Raw genomic sequence first — 22,555 nt, 5'->3', positions numbered from 1 at the left:
GCGTATTTTAGCGACTTATCAAACGAGCCCTTAACTGTTGTAAAACCGCAACAATCGGGCCGGCGGAAGTCGTGATGCGCCACCTGTTTCGTCCCATTGCCGCAGCTGTTGTCTGCGCCCTCATCCTGGGCGCCTGCATGCCCATGGCCATGTTCGCCAGCTCGAGTGGGGCCAGCTACGCCGGCAAGCGCAATGACTGGGGTACCTTTGTGTCCAGCGGCGAGGTCAATGCCTTCTGCCTGACCCCCAAGCTGCGATTCCTGATCTGGGAGTTCGAAGGCCAGTTCGGGCGCAAGGTGATCATGAATTCGGGCTATCGCGACGGCCAGCACAATGCGGCGGCCGGCGGCCAGGACAATTCCTACCACAAGAAATGCATGGCCGCGGACTTCTACATCCCCGGCGTCGACAAGCAGCAGCTGATTGCCTTTGCCATGCGCACCGACAGCGTGGGCGGCCTGGGCTGCTACCCCGGTCGGCAGTTCATCCATGTGGACGTGCGCGACCGTCCACGCGGCTATAATCGCCCCGTCACTTTCTCAGGCTGTTAAAAAAAACTCGAATGAATGCGCAAATGGGTTGCGCAACACAAAACACCCAACTATACGACCGGCAGCGCTTAAGCGCCCTTCGTCTATCGGTTAGGACGGCACCCTTTCACGGTGCAGAGAGGGGTTCGACTCCCCTAGGGCGTACCATTCCTTTTCACATGGGGATGGCATAAATTGAGCGGCAGTTTCCTAGGTCCGCGCCCATCGTCTATCGGTCAGGACGGCACCCTCTCACGGTGCAGAGCGGGGTTCGATTCCCCGTGGGCGTACCAGGAACTCCTCCCCTTCCCCTTGTCAGAATCGTCCGGCCCCGCACCAGCGGCGTCTCGGCTTGGCCCATCTAGCATTCCGATTGCGCGTGGCGATGGCGGCCGTGATCACATTTTCAGCGCTACCGCTGATCCAGGGCTGAATAGACCGCGTACGAGGCTTACAGGCGCGGAGAAGCCGATGTATGCCTTGAATATGACAGACCACATCATCGGACGGACGCCCGTGCTCGTTGAGAGCGACGACTTCTCCAGCCTGCTGCTGCGTGTCGCCGAACAGCGCGACAAGGCCGCCCTGGCGGCCTTGTTCAACCATTTCGGTCCGCGCATCAAATCCATGATGCTCAAGCTTGGGTCGAGCGAGGCCCTGGCCGAGGATCTGGTGCAGGAAACCTTCGTGTCGATCTGGCGCAAGGCGGCGATGTATAGCCAGCAGCGCGGCGCGGCGAGCACATGGATCTTCACCATCGCCCGCAATCTGCGCATCGATCAGCTGCGCCGGCAATCGAACAAGCCGTACGAAGATCTCGACAATCTGGAGATGGCCAGCGACGCCCCCCTGGGCAGCAGCCTTGTCGAACAGAATCAGATCATCGCGCGGGTGACTCTCGCCCTCAAGGCACTGCCCGTGGAGCAGCAGGAGGTCGTCCGCCTCAGCTTCATCCACGATATGCCCCACGCCCAGATTGCCGAGTCCATCGGCATTCCCCTGGGTACCGTAAAATCGAGACTTCGCCTGGCCTACGAACGTCTCCGGCCCATGCTGGAAGATCTGCAATGACCATCAATCACCACCCCGATATCGCCACCCTGATGGCCTTTGGTGCCGGCACGCTCGACGAGCCCTATGCGGCCGTCGTCGCCACCCATCTGGCCATGTCCGAGGGCGGACGCGAATCGCTGCGCCACATCCAGACCATTGGTGGCGCCCTGCTCAATGACGAGCCGGCGGCCCCGCTGGGCTCTGGCGCGCTTGATCGCCTGCTCGACAGCCTCGACGACGAGGGCGACACCATGACCCTGACCAAGCGCCCGGCACCGGTTGCCGCGCCGACCGAGGATGGCCTGCCGCTGCCTTTGCAACGCTATGTTCCGGGCGGGCTGGACAGCGTGCGCTGGAAATGGACCGGGCCTGGCGTCGCCACGGCGGACCTGGCCTGGGGCAAGGATGGCAAGTCGCGCCTGATGCTGCTGCGTGTGGCCGGTGGCCGCCGCGTGCCCGAGCATGGGCATGGCGGGCAGGAACTCACGCTGATCCTGCAGGGCGCCTACAAGGATCGCTTCGGCATCTTCGCCAAGGGCGACATTGCCGATCATGACGAGGACGTGGAGCACCAGCCCATTGCCGAGCCCGGCGAGGACTGCATTTGCCTGGTGGCCGTGGATGCCAAGCTAACCTTCCAGGGGCGGCTGATGCGCGCCTTGCAGCCGCTGTTCGGCATATGAGCATGACCCCGGGCGTGGCCTGGATCATCGGCGGCGGCTCGGGCATCGGCGCAGCCGTGGCCCGCCTGCTGGCCGAGCGCGGCTGGACGGTGGCGATCTCCGGTCGCCGCGTCGACAAGCTGCAGGCGGTGGCCAGCGGTCACGCCGGCATCGTGCCCTACCCGCTCGATGTCACCGACAGCGCCGCCATCGGCGCGGCCGTCTCGGCCGTGACAGCAGCGCATGGCCGCATTGATCTGTTCATCTTCGGCGCCGCCGCCTGGCAGCCCATGGAAGCGGGCAATTACGCGCTCGACGAGTTCGAGACTGTGCTCAATACCAACTACCTCGGCGTCATCCGCATGGCCAATCCGGTCATCGCGCAGATGGAGCGCCTGGGCGGCGGGCATTTTGCCGTCATCGCCTCGGTGGCCGGCTATTTCGGCCTGCCGCGTTCGGCGGCCTATTCCTCGACCAAGGCCGGGCTGATCAATCTGCTCGAGACCATGCGGGCCGAGCTGGCGCATCGCAAGGTGGTGGTGCGGATGATCGCGCCGGGCTTTGTGAAGTCCGAACTGACCGACAAGAACGACTTCCCCATGCCGTTCCTGATGGAAACCGACGATGCCGCACGCCGCATCGTGGACGGGCTGACGCAGTCCGATCGATTCGAGATCGCCTTCCCCAAGCGCATGGTCTGGCTGATGAAGACCATGCGCTGGCTGCCCTATCCGGTGTTCTTCTGGCTCACCGAAAAAATGGTGCCCAAGGACAGCTAGTCCCCGGGCATCTCGTCAGGCCTCACTTCGTTTCGACACTATGCCCCCGCCCCGCCCTCAGGCCGGGCGGCGGTACTGATAGATGCCCACGTCGATGACGCCCTCGGCAAAGCCGGCTTCGCAATAGCTCAGGTAATAGACCCACTTGCGGCGGAATTCCTCGTCATAGCCGAGCGGGGCAATCATGGCCCAGCGTTCGAGGAAGCGCTCGCGCCACAGGCGCAGCGTGCGGGCATAGGACAGGCCGAACGTCTCGACATTCTCCAGCACCAGATTATAGCGCTCGCCGAACTCGGCCATTACCGTCTTGGTCAGCAGCATGCCGCCCGGGAAAATGTAGCGCTGGATGAAATCGGGCCCGGAGCGATAGGCGTCGAAATCCGGCTCGGCAATGGTGATGGCCTGGATGGCCGCGGTGCCGCCGGGCTTGAGCCGATCATGCACGGTCTGGAAATAGCTCGGCCAATTGTCCTCGCCCACCGCCTCGATCATCTCGATGGAGCCGATGTGGTCGAACTGGCCCTCGGTGTGGCGATAGTCCTCGAACACCAGCGTGGCGCGATCGTCCAGCCCCTGGCGGGCCAGGCGCTGCTGGCCAAACTTGAGCTGTTCGGCCGACAGGGTGATGCCGCGCAGATTGGCGTGGTAGTCGCGCGCCACGGTCTCAGCGAAACCGCCCCAGCCGCAGCCGATCTCGAGCACCGAAGAGCCCTCGGTGATCCCAGCCATGTCGGCGACGCGGCGGTATTTGGTCAGTTGCGCCTCTTCCAGGCTCTGGTCACCGGAGGTGAACACGGCCGAGGAATAGGTCATGGAGGGGTCGAGCCACTGGCCATAGAAATCATTGCCGAGGTCATAGTGCTCGGCGATGTTCTTCTTGGAGCCTTCCAGCGTGTTGCGGCGCGACAGATGGTAGTGCAGGTCGCCGGCGGCGCGGCGGAAAAAGCCTGGATTGGCCTTTTCGAACATGTCGCGATTCTGCAGGAAGAAGCGGAACAGGGCGGTGAGGTCATCGACCTCGATGTCGCCGCGCATATAGGCGGCGGCAAAACCGACGGTGCCGCGCTGCATGGCTTCGCTGAGCACCTTGAAATTGTTCAGGCGCAGCACGGCATGCTCGCCCGTGGTGGTGTTACCCACGGTGCGGGTGCGGCCATTGGGGAAAATCACGGTGATCCCGCCGTGGCTGGGCTTGCCGATCAGGGACACGCCAACGCGGTCCACCAGCCAGGACATCAGGCTGGTCCAGGGGGTTGCGCCGGTATTGGTGCTATCAATTGCTGTTTTTGTCATTGGGCAGAACGATCCAACATATCGTTACACTTGGCGCCCATTTTTCAGCTGGCGCCGCAATCCAAGCGTCGGCGGCACACCCTTGAGCCACAAAAGCAGAGCTTCCCAGTGTATGCCCGCCACCACTTTAATAGTCATAAGTGGATATGCAAGCAGGAGCTTCAAGAGCAGGCCGTCGGTGATCGACTGGCGTTCGGCATCAAAATAGGTGGTGACCAGCCCCCCCTCCGCATCGGACAGGGTAATGCCGAGGAAGAGCCTGTCGGCCGGCGGGCGCACCGTGAAGCGGTAGGTGCCGGTCATGGTATTGAAGGGCGAGACATAAAAGGCCTTGGGCTGCTCATGGGTAATCTCAGACGCCGCCGGGTCGATGGGCGCCTCGTAGAAATGGTGCTCGCCAAAGGTGTTGCGCACCTCGTAGAGCATGAAGGTCACCGCGCCCTCGGCGTTCTCGGCATAATAGACGGTGATGGGATTGAAGGCGAAGCCGAGGAGGCGCGGATAGGCCAGCATGCGGATGCGGGCGATCCCCTCGACACCCGCCGCCTTGGCCCTGCCCCGGATGAATTCTGCCAGCCTGCTGCCATCGCGCGGACCGAAATCGCGCGTGATCAACGACACAAGATTGAATCGATTCAAGGAGAAGAAGCGCAGCTTCTGATCCAAATCATCAAGCTGATCGAGATCGACCAGCAGCGAGAACACGCGGTAGCGCAGCTTGTGCTGGCGCGGCCGCATGCGCTTGTGCACGACATCACCGACATAGATGGCGCCGGGAGCAGCATCGTCCTGGTCTATTCGGCTGCCCACTGGTGGCGGTCTCCTTCGACCCAATTATGCGCAATGCGCCCGCGTGGCTCGACCACGCTCCAGGGGCGCAGCTGCGGCCCGATGCGCTCGGCAATCTCGAGGCCGGACTGCAGCCCGTCCTCGTGGAAACCATAGCCCATCCAGGCGCCGGCGAACCAGGCGCGCTGCTGGCCCTGGATCTGCCAGAGGTCGCGCTGGGCGGCGATGGCCTTGGCGTCGAACAGGGGATGCTCGTAGTCGACCTCATATTGCACCGTTCCGGGCGCAAAGTCGCGGTAGGCATTGAGCGTGACAAAGACATTGGAGCGGGTCGGCAGCGGCTGCAGCTCATTCATCCAATAGGTCAGGCTCAGATCGCGCTCGCCCTCGGCGCCGCGCAGATAGTTCCAGGATGACCACAGATGGCGGCGGCGCGGCATGAAGCTGGCGTCGGTGTGCAGCGTGGCGTGGTTGCGGGTGAAGCGGAACGCGCCCAGCACATTGCGCTCGGCCTCGGTCGGCTCGGCCAGCAGGGCCAGCGCCTGGTCGGCATGGCAGGCAAACACCACCTGGTCGAAAGCTCGGCGGCTGCCGTCGGCAAACACCAGCGTGGTGCCGGTGTCGCTGCGCTCGACGGCGCGGATATTGGCATTGAGCACGGTCTTGAACGCGGACTGCTCTGCAACACGCCGCACATATTCGCGGGCGCCGCCCTTGACCGTGCGCCAGAGCGGACGGTTGTTGACCTGCAGCAGCGAGTGATTGGCGAAAAATTCGATGAAGGTCTTGGCCGGAAAGCTCAGCATGTCGCGCGACGGCGTCGACCAGATGGCGGCCGAAATGGGCAGGATATGGTCCTGGATGAAGACGCGCGAATAGTTGAAGCGATCGAGGAACTCAGCGATCGACAGATCGTCCGGGCACTGGGCGATCTGCTTTTCGGCGGCACGGAAGAAGCGCAGGATATCGCCCACCAGCTTCCAGTGCTCAGGGCGAATGATGTTACGACGCTGGCCGAACAGGCCATTGAGATATTCGCCGGAATACTCGCGCTTGCCCTCGCAGATCGACACGGCAAAGCTCATCCAGGAATCGGCGGTCGGAACGTCGAAATGTTTGAAGAAGGCGGTCAGGTTGGGGTAGTTGCGCTCGTTATAGACGATGAAGCCGGTATCGACCGAAACTTCGCCCTCGGGCACCTTTGCCATGATGGAATTGGAGTGGCCACCCAGCCGGTCAGCCTGCTCAAAAACCGTAACATCCTGAGTCTGAGAAAGCAGCCAAGCCGCTGAAAGTCCTGAGATTCCCGATCCAATGACGGCAATAGTCGTGGCGTTCATGATCGGCTTAGTCCCCCGCTTGTGTTGTCTGTTCCTACGCAGAAGGAAACAGGCTGGATCAGACAAAAGTTTCGTCAAGCCTTGGGCTTAGCCAGATCGAGCAGGCGAAACTGCACCTGTTCGCGGCCCTGATAGTGGTCGATCCCCAGGCTGCCGGCGAAGTGGAAGCTGGTATCATTGCCGCGCAGCAGCGCATCGCCAATCTCGGTGCTGGCGGCACGGAAAGCGATGGCCTTGAGCTTGGCGCCGTCCTCGGAGACCAGCGAGAAGCTGACATGGCCGCCCTTGCCGACCACCTGGGCGAACTTGGCCCGATGGGCGGGAAAGGCAAACACCGGGCCGGGATTGCCCGAGCCATAGGGCCCTGCCCGTTCGAGATCGCGCACCAGGTCAAGCGAGGCGCCACGCGCGGTGAGCGCCGCATCGACCTTGAGCGCGCTGGCGGCGCGGGCTGCCGCAACATCGGTGGCCAGCGTATCGGCCAGGAACGAGCGGAACGGGCCGAGCTGCCCCGGTTTGATGGTGATACCCGCCGCCATGGCATGGCCGCCGCCCTTGGCGATCAGCCCGGTCTCGACGGCCTTGAGCACGGCGCTGCCCAGATCAACGCCCGGCATGGAGCGGCCCGAGCCGGTGCCGGTGCCATCGGCATGCAGCGCAATGGCAAAGGCGGGGCGCTCGAAGCGTTCGCGCAGGCGCGCCGCGACGAGGCCTACCACGCCCTGGTGCCAATTGGCCGAGGCGAGTACCAGCACGCTGGGCCCCTCGCCCGTGCCGATCTCCAGTTCCGCTACGGCGGTGGCTTCTTCGACGGCCTCGACCTCGATGCGCTGCCGCTCGGTGTTGAGTTCATCGAGCCGCGCGGCAATCGAGAGCGCATGGTGCTCGTCATCGACGGCCAGCAGTTCGGTGCCCAGCGCGGCATTGCCGATGCGGCCACCGGCATTGATGCGCGGGCCGATGAGAAAGCCCAGATGATAGGGATTGATCGGGCCGCTGATGCGCGAGGCCAAAGCAAGCGCGGCCATGCCCTTGTTGTCGCCGCGACGCGCCACTTCCAGCCCCCGCACCACAAAGGCGCGGTTGAGCCCGACCAGCGGCACCACATCGCAGACCGTGCCCAGCGCGACGATGTCGAGGAGCTTGAGCAGATCGGGAAGCCCGGTGTCGCCGCGCTGGCGCATCGCCCGGTTGATGGCGACCAGGGCCATGAAGGTGACGCCGGCGGCGCAGAGATAGCCCAGGCCCGAAATATCGTCCGGCCGGTTGGGATTGACCAGGGCATTGGCCTCGGGCAGCGCGTGGTCGGCCAGGTGGTGGTCGATCACCAGCACATCGGCGCCGCGGCTGCGGGCATGGGCAATGGGCTTGTCACTGGTGGTGCCGCAGTCAAGTGTCACGATCAGCGTGGCGCCGGCGTCGATCAACTTGTCCATGGCCGCGATATTGGGGCCATAGCCTTCAAAGATGCGGTCGGGAATATGCACCTGCGGCACGATGCCGAAATGCCGGAGATAGCGGGCCATCAGCGCACAGGAACAGGCGCCGTCCACGTCATAATCGCCGAACAGGGCAATGGATTCGCTATCGGCAATGGCCCTGGCCATGCGCTCAGCCAGGGCATCCATGGCCGTCAGCGTCGAGGGATCGGGCATCAGCGCCCTTATGGTGGGCTCGAGATAGCTCTCGGCCCCGTCCACGCCCACACCGCGCGCCGCCATGACGCGCGCCAGGATTTCCGAAACGCCGATGCGCTGGGCAATGGCCCCGGCGGTGCGGGTGGTGGTGCTGTCCAGTCGGTCGATCCACGCCCGGCCGGTGACCGAGCGGGAAACATCAAGAAATGGGCGCGGCGCATCCAGCATGGGCGAGAGGTAGGCGATTTCGACGGCCCGGTCGAGGCCTAGCGCGCGTGCTGCGCCTTGATCCAGCGGACGGTCTGGCTCCAGGAGCGCATGACGATGGTGCTGGTCACCAGCGAATTGCGGCCGATGCGCACGCCTTCGAGCAGCGAGCCGTCGGTGACGCCGGTGGCGGCAACCAGCACATCGCCCGCCGCCAGTTCGGTGACGTCATAGACCCGGTTGGGGTCCTCGATGCCCATTTCCTTGGCGCGGAGGCGCTTGTCGGGCGTGTCGAGGATCAGCTTGCCCTGCATCTGGCCGCCGATGCAGCGCAGCGCAGCGGCAGCCAGCACGCCTTCGGGCGCGCCGCCAGAGCCGAGGTAGATGTCGATGCCGGTGTCACCGGTGTTGACGGCATGAATCACGCCAGCAATGTCGCCATCGCTGATCAGTTTGACGGCAACGCCGGTGGTGCGCAGCTCCTCGATTAGGCCGGCATGGCGCGGACGATCGAGCACGATGGCGGTGATCTCGCTCAGCGGCACGCCCTTGGCCTTGGCCAATTCGGTGACATTGTCGGTTGCCGAGGCATCGATGTGCACGACGCCTGGGGCATAGTCGGCGCCGATGGCGATCTTGTGCATATAGACATTGCGGGCGACGTTGAGCAGGCCGCCGCGCTCGGCCATGGCCAGCACCACCAGGGAATCGGGCTGGTTCTTGGCGCAGAGCGTCACGCCTTCGAGCGGATCGACGGCGATGTCGACCTCAGGTCCGGTGCCGGCGCCGACGGCCTGGCCGATATAGAGATTGTCGCATTCGTTCTGCTCGCCCTCGCCGATGACGATGCGGCCGGAGATGCCAACCTGGTCGAGCTCTTCCTTCATGGCCAGCACAGCCGCGTCATCGGCGGCCTTTTCGTCACCCTTGCCGCGCCAGGCGGCAGCGGCCACAGCCGCGCGCTCGGTGACGCGCACCAGTTCCAGCGTCAGGCTGCGATGCAGATTGGCGGGCTTTGACTGGCGCTCGGTCTTGCTGAGTTTCATCTGTCCTCCCGGGGCGCGACGGGCCCCGAGCGGTCAGAGCTTCTCGATCCGGATCAATTGCGGTTCACCGACGATAAACCCGTCGGCGGCGATCTGCGCAAGTGATTCACGTACAGCCGATTCCAAAGTCTGTTGAGTGATCATCACAACTGTGCGCGTCGGCGAGCCATCGGCCGCGACCGCCTTAGCACTCAAGTCCGACCGCTGGATGACAGAATCGATGGAGATGCCGCGCTCGCCCATGCGGGTGGCAATGGCTGCCAGGGCGCCGGGCACGTCCTTGGCGCTGAGGCGAATGTAATAGCCGCCGTCATGGGCGCGCATCGGCGCCTCGCGATAGGGCAGAAGTTCCTCGCTGGGCACGCCCAGCGGCGGCACGCGGGTGCCACGGGCGATGTCGAGAATGTCGGAGAGCACCGAGGAGGCCGTCGGCGGGCCACCGGCGCCGGGACCAGCCAGCAGCAGCTCATGGACATGGTCGGTTTCAAGCGCCACGGCGTTCATCACGCCATCGACGCCAGCAATGGCGCTGCCCTTGGGCACGAAGGTGGGGTGCACGCGCTGCTCGATGCCGTCTTCGGTGCGCTGGGCAATGCCGAGCAGCTTGATCTTGTAGCCCAGGTCCGCGGCGACGCGGATATCGTGCTGGGTGATGCGCGAAATGCCTTCGACGCGGATCTTGTCGGGGGCGATTTCATAGCCAAAGCAGAGCGTGGCCAGGATCGAGAGCTTGTGCGCGGTGTCATAGCCCTCGACGTCAAAGGTCGGGTCGGCTTCGGCATAGCCGAGCGACTGCGCGTCTTTCAGGCAATCGGCAAAGGAGATGTCCTCATTGCCCATGCGGGTGAGGATATAGTTGCAGGTGCCGTTCATGATGCCAAAGACCTTGGCGATGCGGGCCGAACCCAGGCCCTCGCGCAGCGTCTTGATCACCGGAATGCCGCCGGCAACGGCAGCTTCAAAGCCGAGCTGCGCGCCGGAGTCTTCGGCCAGGCGCGCCAGGGCGACGCCATGCTTGGCCAGCAGCGCCTTGTTGGCGGTGACGACCGGGCGGCCGATTTCGAGGGCGGCCTTGACGGCGGCATAGGCCGGGCCGTCTTCGCCGCCGATCAGCTCGACGAACAGATCAATGCCGTCCGACTTGGCCAGCGCCACCGGATCGTCGAACCAGTCGAGACCCGTATTGTCGATGCCACGGTCGCGCGAGCGGGAGCGCGCAGCGACAGCGGTGACCACCAGCTGGCGGCCGAGTTTTTTGGTGAGCTCGGCGCTGTCCTTTTGCAGGATGCGCACCAGGGTCGCGCCGACATTGCCCAGCCCGGCCACGCCAATGCGCAGCGGCGGCAGGCTTTCGCCGTCGCCGAAATCCTGCATGGCCTTGAGAATACGGGTGCGGGTTTCCGAGCGCGGTTCGCGCCCTTCCCGCAGGTCGAACACGAACAGCGGATCGCCCGCAACGGTGCGGCCAAAGCGGGTCGGCGTCCAGCCGCGTGCGGCAATGAAGGTTTCGACGGCTTGGCGGAAAGACTGGATATCACTCATGGTGACGCCATCTGCATAGGAAAGTGCCTAGCCGTCAATAGGAGTTTGGTGTCGGGCTGGCGATGCCGCACCTGGAGCGCGCAAAGCAGCCCCCTCCCCGCAAACGGGGAGAGGGAGATCGGGTCAATCAGCCGGCGAGCGGCACGACATTGCCGGTGCCGGTCTTGCTGCCGAGCAGCTTCTTGATATTGCGCGCTGCCTGGCGGATGCGCTGCTCGTTCTCGACGAAGGCGAGGCGGATATACTGGTCGCCATATTCGCCAAAGCCCACGCCGGGGGCCACGCCGACGCCGGTCTCCTTGATGAGCAGCTTGGCGAATTCCAGCGAGCCGAGATGGGCAAACTGCGGCGGAATGGGCGCCCAGGCAAACATGGTGGCCTGCGGCACCGGAATATCCCAGCCGGAGCGGGCAAAGCTCTCAACCATCACGTCGCGGCGGGCCTTGTAGACCTTGCGCACTTCATCGACCACATCGTCCGAGCCGTTGAGCGCGGCGGTTGCGGCCACCTGGATGGGGGTGAAGGCACCATAGTCGAGATAGGACTTCACCCGCGCCAGGGCGGCGATCAGGCGCTCATTGCCGACGGCAAAGCCGACGCGCCAGCCGGGCATGGAATAGGTCTTGGACATGGAGGTGAATTCCACCGCAATGTCGATGGCGCCCGGCACCTGCAGCACGGACGGCGGCGGGTCGATGTCGAAATAGATCTCGGAATAGGCCAGGTCCGAGAGGATGAAAATCTCGTGCTCGCGGCAGTACTTGACCACTTCGGTGTAGAAGTCGAGGTCAGCGGTATAGGCCGTCGGATTGGCCGGGTAGTTCAGCACCAGGGCGATCGGCTTGGGGATCGAGTGGCGCACCGCCCGGTCGAGCGAGCGCATGAAATCTTCATTGGGATCGGCCGGCATGGAGCGCACGACGCCGCCGCTCATGATGAAGCCGAAGGAATGGATGGGATAGGTCGGGTTGGGCACCAGCACGACGTCGCCGGGGGCGGTGATGGCCGAAGCCATGTTGGCAAAGCCTTCCTTGGAGCCCAGCGTCGCCACGATCTGGGTGTCGGGGTTCAGCTTCACGCCAAAGCGGCGGCCATAGTAGCTGGCCTGGGCCTTGCGCAGGCCGGGAATGCCGCGCGAGGTCGAATAGCGGTGGGTGCGGCCGTCCTTGACGGTCTCCTGCAGCTTTTCAACGATGTGCTGCGGCGTCGGCATGTCCGGATTGCCCATGCCCAGGTCGATGACGTCGACGCCTTCGGCGCGGGCCTTGGCCTTGAGCGGATCGATATGGGCGAACACATAGGGGGGGAGACGGCGGATCTTGTGGAAGTCTGCGCTCATGATGTCCTCGGCGGTCCCTTGGGGACCTGAAAGCGGCCGCGACGCGCTCGGGCGCCACACCCCATGATGGGGCTGTGATTATCGCGGAATTATGATTGTTATCGGGTTAAAGTGCCCGGCTTCGGGCGCGCTCGCGGTGTTCGGCTCTTCCCGGCCCTGTGGGGCCATGCGGGAAGAGCTAGCGGGCGTTCGCGCCGGCCGCCATCATGACGGCCGCGACCACTGCACCTGCGGCGAGCGAGGCTCCAACCTTAGCAACAGTGTACAGAGACTGCATGTCCCTTGCCCTTCAGAAGCGTATTTTGTAATGAAATCGGCTATAGATAACGCCGTTCATAATTCCTCGTCGAGGACTTGTAAATGGCGCGCCCCACGCCAACCTTGGGCGCGTTGACGGCCACATGGTGAGGTTCCACACTTGAAGCGCATTGCCCTTGTCACGATCGGCACGCAAGGCGACGTTCAACCCTATCTGGCCCTTGCTGTAGCGCTCAAGGAGCGCGGCTATTCCGTGATTCTGGGCGCGTCCGAAGAGTTCCAGGACATGGTCGAGGGCTATGGAATCGAATTCCATACCCTGGGTCCGTCCATCCAGGCCTTCCTGCGCCAGCAGCGTTTTGAAAACGCCATGAGCCAGTCCCTGCTGATCAATGGCCCGTTCCTTTTGCGCCAGGGTCAGCAGATCGTCGACACAGCGGCCCGCCATGCCTGGCAGATGTGCCAGGGCGCCGACATGCTGCTGCTCAATATGAACACCAGCTTTGGCATCGACATTGCCGAGGCGCTGCGGGTGCCGGCGATCATGGTGGCCTTGCAGCCACTCAATTCGACCAGCGAATTTCCGCTGTGCAGCTATTACAGCGCCGATCTGGGTCCGGCCTTCAACCGGCTGACCTATACCGCCATGACGGTGCAGCAGATCTATTACAACCTGCCGCGCAACAAGCTGCGCCGCGAGCTGATGGGTCTGGACGCCCGCAAGAACGGCGGCTTTTTCCGCAATACCGACGGCACATCGCTGACCACGCTCTATCCCTATTCGCCGGTGGTCTCGCCGCGGCCGCGCGACTGGCCCAAGAGCGCGATTGTCACCGGCTATTGGCCGCTCAAGGACCGCACCGACTGGCAGCCGTCCGAGGCGTTCCAGAAATTCCTCTCCGAGGGCGAGGCCCCGGTCTATATCGGCTTTGGCTCGATGCCCTTTGGCGCCGAGCGCAACACCAAGATCCTCAAGGAAGCCGTCGAAATGTGGGGCGGCCGGGCCGTGGTGGCGCGCGGCTGGGGCGGCATCAATCCAGAAGACCTGCCCGACACCATCTTCGCCATCGAAAAGGCGCCGCACGACAAGCTGTTCAAATATGTCTCGGCTGTGGTGCACCATGGCGGCGCCGGCACGACGTCGGCGGGCCTGCATCTGGGGCGGCCGACCTTTGTGGTGCCGCAGTTTGTCGACCAGCCCTATTGGGGCCGTCGCGTCTATGAGATGGGCTGTGGCCCCAAGCCGGTGCGCCTGCGCAAGCTGACCTCGGAAATCCTGGCCGGCGCGCTGGCCGATCTCACCACCAATGCCGAATACCGTCGCAATGCGGCGATGGTGGCCGAGAAGCTGCAGGCCGAGAATGGGTTTGACAAGGCCATCAAGGTGATCGAGCGGGTGATGGAGAGCTACGTTCCTCGCGCCGCCAAGGTGCCCAAGGCCAAAAAGGTCAAGTCGGTGCTCAAGAAGGTCAGCTGAGCCGGCGCATCGCGCATCAACCCACTCGGCGGCTTAAGCCCGGGGTACTCTGCAAAAAGGGGAGGCTTGCGCCTCCCCTTTGTTCTTCTGCGATGGGCCCTGCCCTTACTGGGCCGGAACGGCGTCGGCGACGTCCAGCGCTTCAATGCTCTCGCCGCGCGCATAGGTCGCCTCGTCGAGAATGCCCTGGCGCTTGGCGACGATGGTCGGCACGAGCGCCTGGCCGGCGACGTTCACCGCGGTCCGGCCCATATCGAGGATCGGGTCGACCGCCAGCAGCAGGCCGACGCCTTCGAGCGGCAGGCCGAGCGTGGACAGGGTCAGTGTCAGCATGACAGTGGCGCCGGTCAGGCCGGCGGTTGCCGCAGAGCCGATAACCGAGACGAACACGATCAGCAGATATTCCTGGATGCCAAGCTGGATGCCGAAGAACTGGGCCACGAAGATAGCCGAGATCGCCGGATAGATCGCGGCGCAGCCATCCATCTTGGTGGTGGCGCCGAGCGGCACGGCAAAGGCGGCATATTCACGCGGCACGCCCAGATTCTGCTCGGTGATGCGCTCGGTCACCGGGAGCGTTCCAATCGAAGAGCGCGACACGAAGGCGAGCTGGATTGCCGGCCAGGCGCTCTGGAAGAAGCGGAGCGGATTGAGGCCATGCGCCTGCAGCAGCACCGGATAGACCACCAGCAGCACCAGGGCGAGACCAGTATAGATGGCCGCCGAGTACCACCCCAGTTGCGCCAGCGCGTCCCAGCCATAGACGGCCACTGCATTGCCCAACAGGCCAATGGTGCCGATCGGGGTCAGGCGGATCACCCACCACAGGATCTTGTGGACGATCTTGAGGAAGGAGCGGTTGAACGCCAGGAAGGGATCGGCCGCAGCGCCCACCTTGAGGGCAGCAATGCCGACCACGATGGACACCACCAGGATCTGCAGCACGTTGAAGTTCAGGCTCGTGGTCGCGCCGCTATCGCTAACGCGTGTGGAGGCCTGCAGGCCCAGGATGTTGGAGGGGATCAGGCCCTTGAGGAAATCGAGCCAGGAACCGCTCGAGGCCGGCGCCTTGGCGGCTTCGGCGGCGACGGCAGTGTTGAGGCCCGGCTGGATGATCAGGCCAAGCGCAATGCCGATGAAAACGGCGATCAGCGCGGTGATGGCGAACCACAGCAGGGTCTGCCAGACCAGCTTGGCGGCGTTATTGAGCTCGCGCAGATTGGCGATCGAGGCGACGATGGCGGTGAAGACCAGGACCGGCACCAGCGCGCGCAACAGGGACACAAAGGTTGAGCCAATGGTGGCCAGGGTCTGGACCAGCCAATTGGCATTGCCGGCTGCGTCGGGGCCCATCTGGCGGGCGACATAGCCCAGCGCCAGGCCAATGACCATGGCGACGAGGACCTGTGCGCCGAACTGGCGATAGAGCGGCTTGGGGGCACGCGGCGCCCGAGCGGAAACGGATGTTGGAGACATAATGACCTGCATGAATAGAGCGCGCACAACAATTAGGCGATGTGCATCGCAATTAGGCAGACCTTACGCCCATTCCGCACAATCTGCTGCGAACCGTTTTCCGTATCCACAGCCCCAAGCGGAAATTCGTATCGACGCCAAGGGTTTCCGGGCAATGGCGATCCTGTTGAGTCAGGTGCGGCGCAGCGCCAGCGTGGCGAGTCCGCCAATGATCACCGGCAGGGACAATGATGCCGCGAAAGCCAGGACCAATGGGCCCGGGCCAGAATCGATCCAGGCCAGCGCCAGGACGCCCACGCCGCCAAGCCCGAAGGCTATGCCGGTGAGACGATGCACCCAGCGCCAGGCCCGATCGGAGGCGATTGGCCAGGGCGCGCGCAGGCCGGCATAGGTGTGGCGTTCGGCTTCGAAGATCACCAGGGCCAGCGGCAGCAGCGCCGCGCCAAAGCCAAAGCCGATGATGCGGATGAGATCGACGTCCGAACCGACGCCAGTGAGCAGCAGGCCCATCTGGCAGGCGGCGACCAGGGCCAGCACGGCGCTCAGCGCCGGATCAAGGATATGCTGGCTTTTGGCATAGTGGTTGCGGGTCAGCGCCCGGCCGATGCCGAAGAACAGCGCCATCAGCAGCAGCTCCAGCACCGGCCCCACAGCCAGCGCTGCATTGCGCGACCAGGACCAGTCGATGGCGCTGCCGGTCCAATGGGCGGGATAGACGAAATCGGCGGGCACGCGCAGCAGCGCCACAGCGGTGATGGCGATGGTCACCGAGAACAGGAGCATGTGGAAGCGGGTGACCAGGTTCTGCATGCTGGCTAGATAGGGTGCCTGGACAACAATGCGAGGGGGCATTGCGCCCGCTGCGAAAAGAAACTGCCAAAGAAAAGGGCCGGTTTCCCGGCCCTTTGCATAATTTGGTCTGCCAGCTTAGCGCTTGGAGAACTGGAACGAACGACGGGCCTTCGCCTTGCCGTACTTCTTGCGTTCGACGACGCGGCTGTCGCGGGTGAGGAAACCACCCTTCTTGAGAACCGGGCGCAGGGCCGGCTCGAAATAGTTCAGCGCCTTGGAGATGCCGTGACGAACAGCACCGGCCTGGCCGCTGAGACCGCCGCCAGCGACCGTGACGACGACGTCGTACTGGTCAGTGCGGTCGGTTGCCACGATCGGCTGCTTGACGATCAGCTGCAGAACGGGACGGGCGAAATAGGTGGCGAACTCGCGACCATTGATGGTCAGCTTGCCCTTGCCAGGCTTGATCCAGACGCGGGCAACCGCGTTCTTGCGCTTGCCGGTGGCATAGGCGCGGCCCTGGGCGTCAAGCTTCTGCACGTGAACGGGCGCGGTGTTGACCACGGCCGAAGCGGCAGTGGAGGTGCCCAGATCTTCGAGGGAGTTGATGGTTTCGGCCATATTACTTCACCCGCGCATTCTTGGTGTTCATCGCAGCCACGTCCAGCTTGGCGGGGTTCTGCGCTTCATGGGGATGCTCAGCGCCGGGGTAGACGCGGAGGTTCTTGAGCTGGGCGCGGGTCAGCGGGCCGCCCGGCATCATGCGACGCACGGCGTTCTCGAGCACGCGCTCGGGGAAACGGCCTTCCAGGATTTCGCGGGCCGAACGGTCCTTGATGCCGCCGGGGAAACCGGTGTGCCAGTAGAACTTGTGCTGGTCCAGCTTGCGGCCGGTCAGCTTCACCTTGTCGGCATTGATGACAACGATGTTGTCGCCCATGTCCATGTGGGGGGTGAAGGTCGGCTTATGCTTGCCGCGCAGACGCGAAGCGATGATCGAAGCCACGCGACCCACGACGAGGCCTTCGGCGTCGATCAGGATCCACTTCTTTTCGATCTCGCTCGGTTTTGCCGAGTAAGTGCTCATGCTTGAATTCCCTAGATTCTTGGGGTTGCCAGCCTTCGCACAGGCGAAAACGGCGTGTTCGGCGGCTCGTGTAGGGGGGAATCCCCGCCCCGTCAAGAGGATAGATTTTCACCAACAAAATCAAGGTGTTACAGATACGGTATTATACTACCGCAACTTGAGCCCCTCCTCAGCCACCGATGCGAGCGGCGCGGCGCAGGTCGGCCAGATAGGCCACAGTGACGCCTGCCAGCATGAAGGCCAGCGCCTGGTGGCCGACCGCCAGGGAGATCGGCACGTGCATCAGCAGCGTGCCAATGCCCAGCACCGCCTGCAGCAGCACCAGAATGGCCAGCCGCGGCAGCCAGCCGTGCACGCCCGAATAGCCGCCGGCGCTGCGCTGCTGCCACAGCATCACGGCAACATAGGCGACAATGACATAGGCAATGGTGCGATGAATGAACTGCACCGTCAGGGCATTTTCGAACAGGTTCTTCCACCAGGGCTGCATCACGCCCAGACCCTCGGGCACCAGCGCGCCATCCATCAGCGGCCAGGTGTTGTAGCCCATGCCGGCGTCGAGGCCGGCGACAAAGGCCCCCGCCGCAATCTGCAGCACGATCAGCGCCAGCAGCAGCCCGGCCCAGCCGATATTGTTGCCCGCCGCCGGATCACTCACCCGGCCCGGCTCAAGCGAGCGCGGCACATAGACCAGCGCGATGAACAGCAGCGAGGCCGCCGTCAAATGCGCAGCCAGGCGATATTGCGACACCGAGGTCAGTTCGCTCAGACCCGAGGAGACCATCCACCAGCCCAGAAGGCCCTGGAAGCCGCCCAGCAGGAACAGGCCGAACAGCGGCATGGCCAGGCGCGGCGTGAAGCGCTTCTGCGCCAGGAACACCAGGAACGGCACGATGAACACCACGCCCAAGAGGCGCCCGAGCAGGCGATGGATATATTCCCAGAAGAAGATGACCTTGAAGTCATCCACGCTCATCCAGCTGTTGTTCACCTGGTATTGCGGGATCTGCTTATAGGCGTCGAATTCGGCGGCCCAATCGGCGTCGTTCAGCGGCGGGATAATGCCGGAGATCGGCTTCCAGCTGGTGATCGAGAGGCCAGACTCCGTCAGCCGTGTAATGCCGCCCACCACCACCATCACCAGCACGAAAGCGGCCATGGCATAGAGCCAGATGCGCACCGGGCGCAGCCGGTCGCTGGCATATTGGGTCTGGCTCAGTGCGGCATTGTGAACGGTGGTCACGGCATTTTCCCGGTGTCGGAGGGCGAGCCGGAGTGGTATGCCGCAACTCCCTGTCCCGCAATAGCCGCGATGCCGCACATGACTCAGCGTAACCGCAAGTTGATCGGCGTGTTCCTCATCCTGGGGTCCATCGTCGCCTGGCTCTCGATCTTCACCTCGGTCTATCTGGCGTTTCCGCCGGGCCTGCCGATCTGGGTGCTGATGCCCTATTTCATCGTCGCCGGCATGGGCTGGCTCTATCCGGCCATGCGCATCATCCGCTGGATGGCGCGGCCCGACGAGCCCCGTCGTGACTAGGTTGTTTGCCGAGCGCCTGTGGGGCGTGCCCTGGTCCGTGCTGGCGGTGCTGGCCCTGGTGATCGCGGCCATTTATGTGGTGGTCGATACCAGCGGCGGCGCTGTCGGCCTGCGCTGGTGGGTGCTGCGCTGGCTCCACAGCCTGTGCTGGCTGCTGCTTGCCCTGGCGGCTCTGGCCATGGCGCGCATCACGCCGCTGCCGCCACACTGGGCCAATGGCCTGGCCCTGGCCGGAGGCGTCGCCTATGCCATCTTCATCGCCACCAGCGTTCTCGGCCGCAGCTAGCCGGTGAAACGGCCCATGAGCGTAAAGATCGCTCCGCTTGAGAAAACATCGACATAGCGGCGCGACTGAAAGTAGCCGTTGAGCGAGACGCGCGGCAGGGCATGCAGGGATTCGCTGTGGTGCGGATAGAGCCCGCCCGGGCGTGTGGTCACCGCTGAGGCAAAGCCGAGCTCCTGCGCCAGGCCGAATTCGCGTTCCCCGGCCGACAGCGGCCCACCCAGTGGATAGGACAGATGCTGCGGCCGCTTGCCGAACTGGGCAAGCAGGATGTCGGCCGACTGCTCGATCTCGCTGCGGGCCTGATCGAGCGGGAGCTTGGCCAGTTCATAGTGATGCACCGTATGCGCGCCGATGGTGCAGAGCGGCTCACGGGCGAAGGTGGCGAGCTCACTCCAGTCCATGATCAGGCTGCGGCACTGCTGGCCGATATCATAGCCATAGGCGGCGGCAAAGCTGTGCAGCAGCACAATACGGTCCGGCTCGGGCATGCTGCGCATCTGCCAATAGAGCTGGTTGAAGGCCTCGTGCTTCTCGCGCAGCGTGCGGGTGTCGACATAGTCGGTGTCGCCACCGCTTTCGATGCCGATGGCCTGCTGGCGGGCAATGATGTCCTCGATGGCCTGCCACCACAGCTCCCCCACCCCATCAATATAGGCGGTGGGCACATAGAGGGTGAACGGCGCCTGATGCTCGCGCAGGATGGGCAGCGCATAGACCAGATTGTCCTTATAGGCATCGTCAAAGGTCAGCACCACGAAGGGCCGCCCGCGCTTGGGCGCCGCCAGGCGCTCGATGGCCTCGTCGAGGCTGACGATGTCGATATCGAGTTCCCCCATGCGCTCGATGACATAGGCCAGAAAATCCGGCCGCACCTGGAGGATCGCATTGGGCGAGAACTCGGCCGGTGCCTCCGGCAGCACGCGGTGCAGCGTAAAGATCACGCCACGCGACGACGACAGCGCCCGCAGCAGCCCCGGCAGGCGGGACAGCCAGAGGGCCTCGAACATGGCCCGGATGACGGCATATTTTACCGACATGGCCGGATCAGGCCGCGACGCGCGAGTCGAGCGCGGCGATTTCGACGGCCGCAAAGCCGGCGTCATAGAGCTGCTCGCGTGTGTCGCTGACGTCCTGCAGGTCGTCCTTGGGCCCGGCGATCAGCACGACGCGGCCATCGAGCCCCTGGAACAGCGGGAGCGTCGAGGCGAGCCCCACCTTGCCAGTCTTGAGCACGACCACTTCATAGATGTCGCCCAGCGCTTCAATCAGCGTGAAGGGCTTGGAGGAGTGGCGGGCAATGGCGCGCCCCCTGCCCCAGGGAATCTCGGCAAAGCTGTTGTCGGCCGACTTATGCACCACATCGCCAAAGCTGGCGGCATCGGTGCTGAGGTCCGTCAAGCCCAGTTCGGCGCTCGGCCGGGCGCTGCCGGCATCGACCAGTGCCACGCTAAGGCCACGGCCCAGGGCGTCGCCCACCAGCTGCTCGGCCAGCGCCTCACAATCGGCATTGGCATTGTGCGCGGCCAGCACCACCAGATGGGTACGGCCCAGCATGAGGTCAGACGCCAGGTCGTCCTTGGAGATCAGCCCGGCAAGGCGCGGCTTCGACACGGGCGCGGCCGGTTCCACCGGACGGCGCGGAGGGGCGGCGACAGAAGGCTCGGGGCGCTGCATGGCGGCCACCGGCGTCGCGTCCTGCACGTTGACCGGGCGAGCAAGTTCACTGACCAGCGCCTTGATGGTGGCCTTGGCCTCGGAGGCGCTTTCTAGCTGATCGTCAGCAACGGCCATGATCGGGTCTTGCTCCAGCGCGACAGCGGCGTCCGACTCAGGCGGCAAGGTCACCTCGGGCGCCACCACAGGCGCGAGATAGGCTGTCTCCGCCACCGGCTCGGACAGCGCCTCGGACGCAGCCTCTGCGACCGCCGGTTCTTCCCAGCGCTGTTCGGGCTCCAGCTCGGCTTCCGAGAAGGGCTGAGCATCCAGCTCGTCGAGATTGCGCTGCGGCTCGGCGGCCGGGACGATGGCGCGGCCGGAGATCAGTTCGCTGAAGACGATCAGGCCGATCTGGCCCGCCAGGGCAACAATGCCAACGGCCAGCAGGATCATCTGCGTCTTGGGCGAGGCCGGCACGACCGAGGGCGCAGCTTCGCTGACCACACGCACGTCGGGCAGTGCTGAATTGGTTTCGGTCTTGGAGAAGGCTTCGTTGTAGCGCAGCAGATAGGCTTCGAGCAGGTCGCGCTGGGCCTTGGCCTCGCGCTGCAGCCCGTCGAGCGTCACGCCGTCCTGGGTGGCCGTCGAGGCCGAGGTCTTGGTGCGGGTCAGATCTGCCTCGAGCGAGGCCTGCAGATCGCCCTCGATCTGGGCTTCGGCTTCCAGCGCATCGGCGACGCGCCGCCCTTCGGCTGATATCTGGGCGTCGAGTTCTTCGATCTGCGCGGTGATGGCGCGCATGGTGGGGTGGCTGGGCAGCAGTGTTGCGGCCTTCTGCGCCTTTTCCGAGCGCAGACGGGCCTTTTCTTCGCTCAGGTTCTGGATGACGGCAGAATCGCGGACATCGGAGACGCCCTCGATGGACTGGCCGCGATCGAGCATGCCGCGGATCAGTGCGGCGCGCGAGGCGGCCTGGTTGCGGCGCTCCTGGGCGGCATTGATCTGTCCGGCGATGGTGGACAGCTGCTGGTCGACCAGGCTGGTGTTGTTGGGACCGGTGAACAGGTCATTGCTGACCTTGTAATTGGCAACGGCGGTCTCGGCTTCCTTGACCGAAACGCGCAGGCGACCGATTTCGTCGAGCAGCCAGCCCGAGGCTTCGGCGGTGTCGGAGATCGACAGCTGGGCGCGGCGGGTCACATGGGCATAGGCCACGGCATTGGCGATGTCGGCGGCCAGCTGCGGATCCTGCGAACGCACCAGCACCGAGATGATGCGCGAGTCGCGCTCCTGGATCACCGTCATGCGGCCCAGCAGATTGTCGAGCACGGTCTCGTCGATGCTCACCGGCGTCGCCTTGCGACCCAACAAACTCGAAATCATGGCGATGGGCGAAAAGCCGCCGCCGCCCGAACCATTGAACTCGGGCACCGAACGCAGATCGAGCTGGTCAATAACCTTGAGCAGGGTGTCGCGCGACTTGATCAGCTCGATCTGGCTGGAGACGACGCCTGTCTCATTGCCATTGCTGGTGGGCGCCTGCTCGTTGGCGGCACGAGTATAGACGTTGCTGCGCGACTCCACGAGGATCGAGGCTGAGGATTCATAGAGCCTTGGCAGGAACATCATGGCCACAAAGGCCAGGGCAAGCAGCACCAGCGTCACGATGATGATCCGCGGCAGGCGCGCAATCACGGCGCCCAACACGGCCGACACATCTATGCGCGCATCGCGCACCGCCGGCGACTCATAGGTCATAGCGAACC

At 64.2% G+C, this 22,555-nt stretch carries 21 protein-coding genes and 2 tRNA genes; 9 read left to right on the top strand and 14 right to left on the bottom strand.

Translation table 11 applies throughout. The features are described 5' to 3' along the window. The first annotated feature begins 74 nt into the window (after nucleotides 1–74). The 6 genes from E8M79_RS09620 to E8M79_RS09595 all read left to right on the top strand — a co-directional run bounded on the left by E8M79_RS09620 (nucleotide 75) and on the right by E8M79_RS09595 (nucleotide 3,024). Nucleotides 75–551, top strand: coding sequence for a D-Ala-D-Ala carboxypeptidase family metallohydrolase (locus E8M79_RS09620; RefSeq protein ID WP_137151699.1), 477 nt, complete (start codon nucleotides 75–77; stop codon nucleotides 549–551). 72 nt (nucleotides 552–623) lie between these two features. Continuing rightward, nucleotides 624–698: transfer RNA gene (locus tag E8M79_RS09615), tRNA-Glu, on the top strand. A 50-nt stretch (nucleotides 699–748) separates the two neighbouring features. Beyond that, a tRNA-Glu gene (locus E8M79_RS09610) sits at nucleotides 749–823 on the top strand. A gap of 178 nt (nucleotides 824–1,001) precedes the next feature. Continuing rightward, nucleotides 1,002–1,601 carry a sigma-70 family RNA polymerase sigma factor gene (locus tag E8M79_RS09605; protein WP_137151698.1) on the top strand — a complete coding sequence of 200 codons (600 nt, stop codon included), beginning with the start codon at nucleotides 1,002–1,004 and terminating at the stop codon, nucleotides 1,599–1,601. After that, the gene (locus tag E8M79_RS09600) at nucleotides 1,598–2,266 is read left to right on the top strand and encodes a ChrR family anti-sigma-E factor (RefSeq protein WP_137151697.1); all 669 of its coding nucleotides are present in this window, start codon (nucleotides 1,598–1,600) and stop codon (nucleotides 2,264–2,266) included. The genes E8M79_RS09605 and E8M79_RS09600 overlap by 4 nt, the downstream gene beginning before the upstream one ends. A 2-nt stretch (nucleotides 2,267–2,268) precedes the next feature. Beyond that, nucleotides 2,269–3,024, top strand: coding sequence for an SDR family NAD(P)-dependent oxidoreductase (locus E8M79_RS09595; protein ID WP_171015806.1), 756 nt, complete (start codon nucleotides 2,269–2,271; stop codon nucleotides 3,022–3,024). Nucleotides 3,025–3,081: 57 nt separating this feature from the next. On the opposite strand, the gene E8M79_RS09590 is transcribed toward E8M79_RS09595, so the two are convergent. From E8M79_RS09590 to E8M79_RS09560, 7 genes are all read right to left on the bottom strand, one after another. Next, the gene (locus E8M79_RS09590; protein WP_248304956.1) at nucleotides 3,082–4,317 is read right to left on the bottom strand and encodes a cyclopropane-fatty-acyl-phospholipid synthase family protein; all 1,236 of its coding nucleotides are present in this window, start codon (nucleotides 4,315–4,317) and stop codon (nucleotides 3,082–3,084) included. 24 nt (nucleotides 4,318–4,341) lie between these two features. Beyond that, nucleotides 4,342–5,127, bottom strand: a complete 786-nt coding sequence (locus tag E8M79_RS09585; RefSeq protein ID WP_137151695.1) for a DUF1365 domain-containing protein — start codon at nucleotides 5,125–5,127, stop codon at nucleotides 4,342–4,344. Then, a complete protein-coding gene (locus E8M79_RS09580; protein WP_137151694.1) occupies nucleotides 5,112–6,446 on the bottom strand; it encodes an FAD-dependent oxidoreductase in 1,335 nt (444 codons plus the stop codon). Before E8M79_RS09580 ends, E8M79_RS09585 begins: the two co-directional genes overlap by 16 nt. A 74-nt stretch (nucleotides 6,447–6,520) precedes the next feature. Next, on the bottom strand, nucleotides 6,521–8,311 hold the full coding sequence (gene recJ / locus E8M79_RS09575) for a single-stranded-DNA-specific exonuclease RecJ (protein ID WP_137151693.1): 1,791 nt from the start codon (nucleotides 8,309–8,311) through the stop codon (nucleotides 6,521–6,523). 38 nt (nucleotides 8,312–8,349) lie between these two features. Then, nucleotides 8,350–9,336 (bottom strand): class II fructose-bisphosphatase, encoded by a 987-nt coding sequence (gene glpX, locus E8M79_RS09570; RefSeq protein ID WP_137151692.1) that lies wholly within the window; start codon nucleotides 9,334–9,336, stop codon nucleotides 8,350–8,352. Between the two features lie 33 nt (nucleotides 9,337–9,369). Next, nucleotides 9,370–10,710 carry a homoserine dehydrogenase gene (locus E8M79_RS09565; RefSeq protein WP_248305053.1) on the bottom strand — a complete coding sequence of 447 codons (1,341 nt, stop codon included), beginning with the start codon at nucleotides 10,708–10,710 and terminating at the stop codon, nucleotides 9,370–9,372. Nucleotides 10,711–11,005: 295 nt separating this feature from the next. Then, complete coding sequence (locus E8M79_RS09560; RefSeq protein WP_137151690.1) at nucleotides 11,006–12,217, bottom strand: LL-diaminopimelate aminotransferase; 1,212 nt, start codon at nucleotides 12,215–12,217, stop codon at nucleotides 11,006–11,008. A gap of 418 nt (nucleotides 12,218–12,635) precedes the next feature. On the opposite strand from E8M79_RS09560, the gene E8M79_RS09555 reads away from it, so the two are divergent. Next, a complete protein-coding gene (locus tag E8M79_RS09555; RefSeq protein WP_137151689.1) occupies nucleotides 12,636–13,952 on the top strand; it encodes a glycosyltransferase in 1,317 nt (438 codons plus the stop codon). A gap of 105 nt (nucleotides 13,953–14,057) precedes the next feature. On the opposite strand, the gene E8M79_RS09550 is transcribed toward E8M79_RS09555, so the two are convergent. The 5 genes from E8M79_RS09550 to E8M79_RS09530 form a co-directional block, all read right to left on the bottom strand. Next, complete coding sequence (locus E8M79_RS09550; protein WP_137151688.1) at nucleotides 14,058–15,428, bottom strand: dicarboxylate/amino acid:cation symporter; 1,371 nt, start codon at nucleotides 15,426–15,428, stop codon at nucleotides 14,058–14,060. A gap of 171 nt (nucleotides 15,429–15,599) precedes the next feature. After that, entirely contained in the window at nucleotides 15,600–16,280 is a 681-nt protein-coding gene (locus E8M79_RS09545; protein ID WP_137151687.1) for an SdpI family protein, read from the bottom strand. Between the two features lie 75 nt (nucleotides 16,281–16,355). Then, entirely contained in the window at nucleotides 16,356–16,841 is a 486-nt protein-coding gene (rpsI, locus tag E8M79_RS09540; RefSeq protein ID WP_137151686.1) for a 30S ribosomal protein S9, read from the bottom strand. 1 nt (nucleotide 16,842) lies between these two features. Further along, nucleotides 16,843–17,307 (bottom strand): 50S ribosomal protein L13, encoded by a 465-nt coding sequence (gene rplM, locus E8M79_RS09535; RefSeq protein WP_137151685.1) that lies wholly within the window; start codon nucleotides 17,305–17,307, stop codon nucleotides 16,843–16,845. Between the two features lie 169 nt (nucleotides 17,308–17,476). Beyond that, the gene (locus tag E8M79_RS09530) at nucleotides 17,477–18,550 is read right to left on the bottom strand and encodes a COX15/CtaA family protein (RefSeq protein WP_248304955.1); all 1,074 of its coding nucleotides are present in this window, start codon (nucleotides 18,548–18,550) and stop codon (nucleotides 17,477–17,479) included. Nucleotides 18,551–18,628: 78 nt separating this feature from the next. On the opposite strand from E8M79_RS09530, the gene E8M79_RS09525 reads away from it, so the two are divergent. Further along, entirely contained in the window at nucleotides 18,629–18,847 is a 219-nt protein-coding gene (locus tag E8M79_RS09525; RefSeq protein WP_171015805.1) for a DUF2842 domain-containing protein, read from the top strand. After that, a complete protein-coding gene (locus E8M79_RS09520) occupies nucleotides 18,840–19,133 on the top strand; it encodes a hypothetical protein (RefSeq protein WP_137151683.1) in 294 nt (97 codons plus the stop codon). The genes E8M79_RS09525 and E8M79_RS09520 overlap by 8 nt, the downstream gene beginning before the upstream one ends. Here E8M79_RS09520 and E8M79_RS09515 read toward each other — a convergent pair. Both E8M79_RS09515 and E8M79_RS09510 read right to left on the bottom strand, forming a co-directional pair. Beyond that, a complete protein-coding gene (locus tag E8M79_RS09515) occupies nucleotides 19,130–20,170 on the bottom strand; it encodes a polysaccharide deacetylase family protein (protein ID WP_171015804.1) in 1,041 nt (346 codons plus the stop codon). The two genes, E8M79_RS09520 and E8M79_RS09515, sit on opposite strands and share 4 nt — an antisense overlap. A gap of 7 nt (nucleotides 20,171–20,177) precedes the next feature. Beyond that, nucleotides 20,178–22,547, bottom strand: coding sequence for a GumC family protein (locus E8M79_RS09510; RefSeq protein WP_137151681.1), 2,370 nt, complete (start codon nucleotides 22,545–22,547; stop codon nucleotides 20,178–20,180). Nucleotides 22,548–22,555 lie beyond the last annotated feature (8 nt).

It is taken from the genome of Devosia sp. FKR38 (assembly GCF_005222805.1).
Classification (GTDB): Bacteria; Pseudomonadota; Alphaproteobacteria; order Rhizobiales; family Devosiaceae; genus Devosia.
This window is presented reverse-complemented; position numbering and strand designations above follow the sequence as displayed.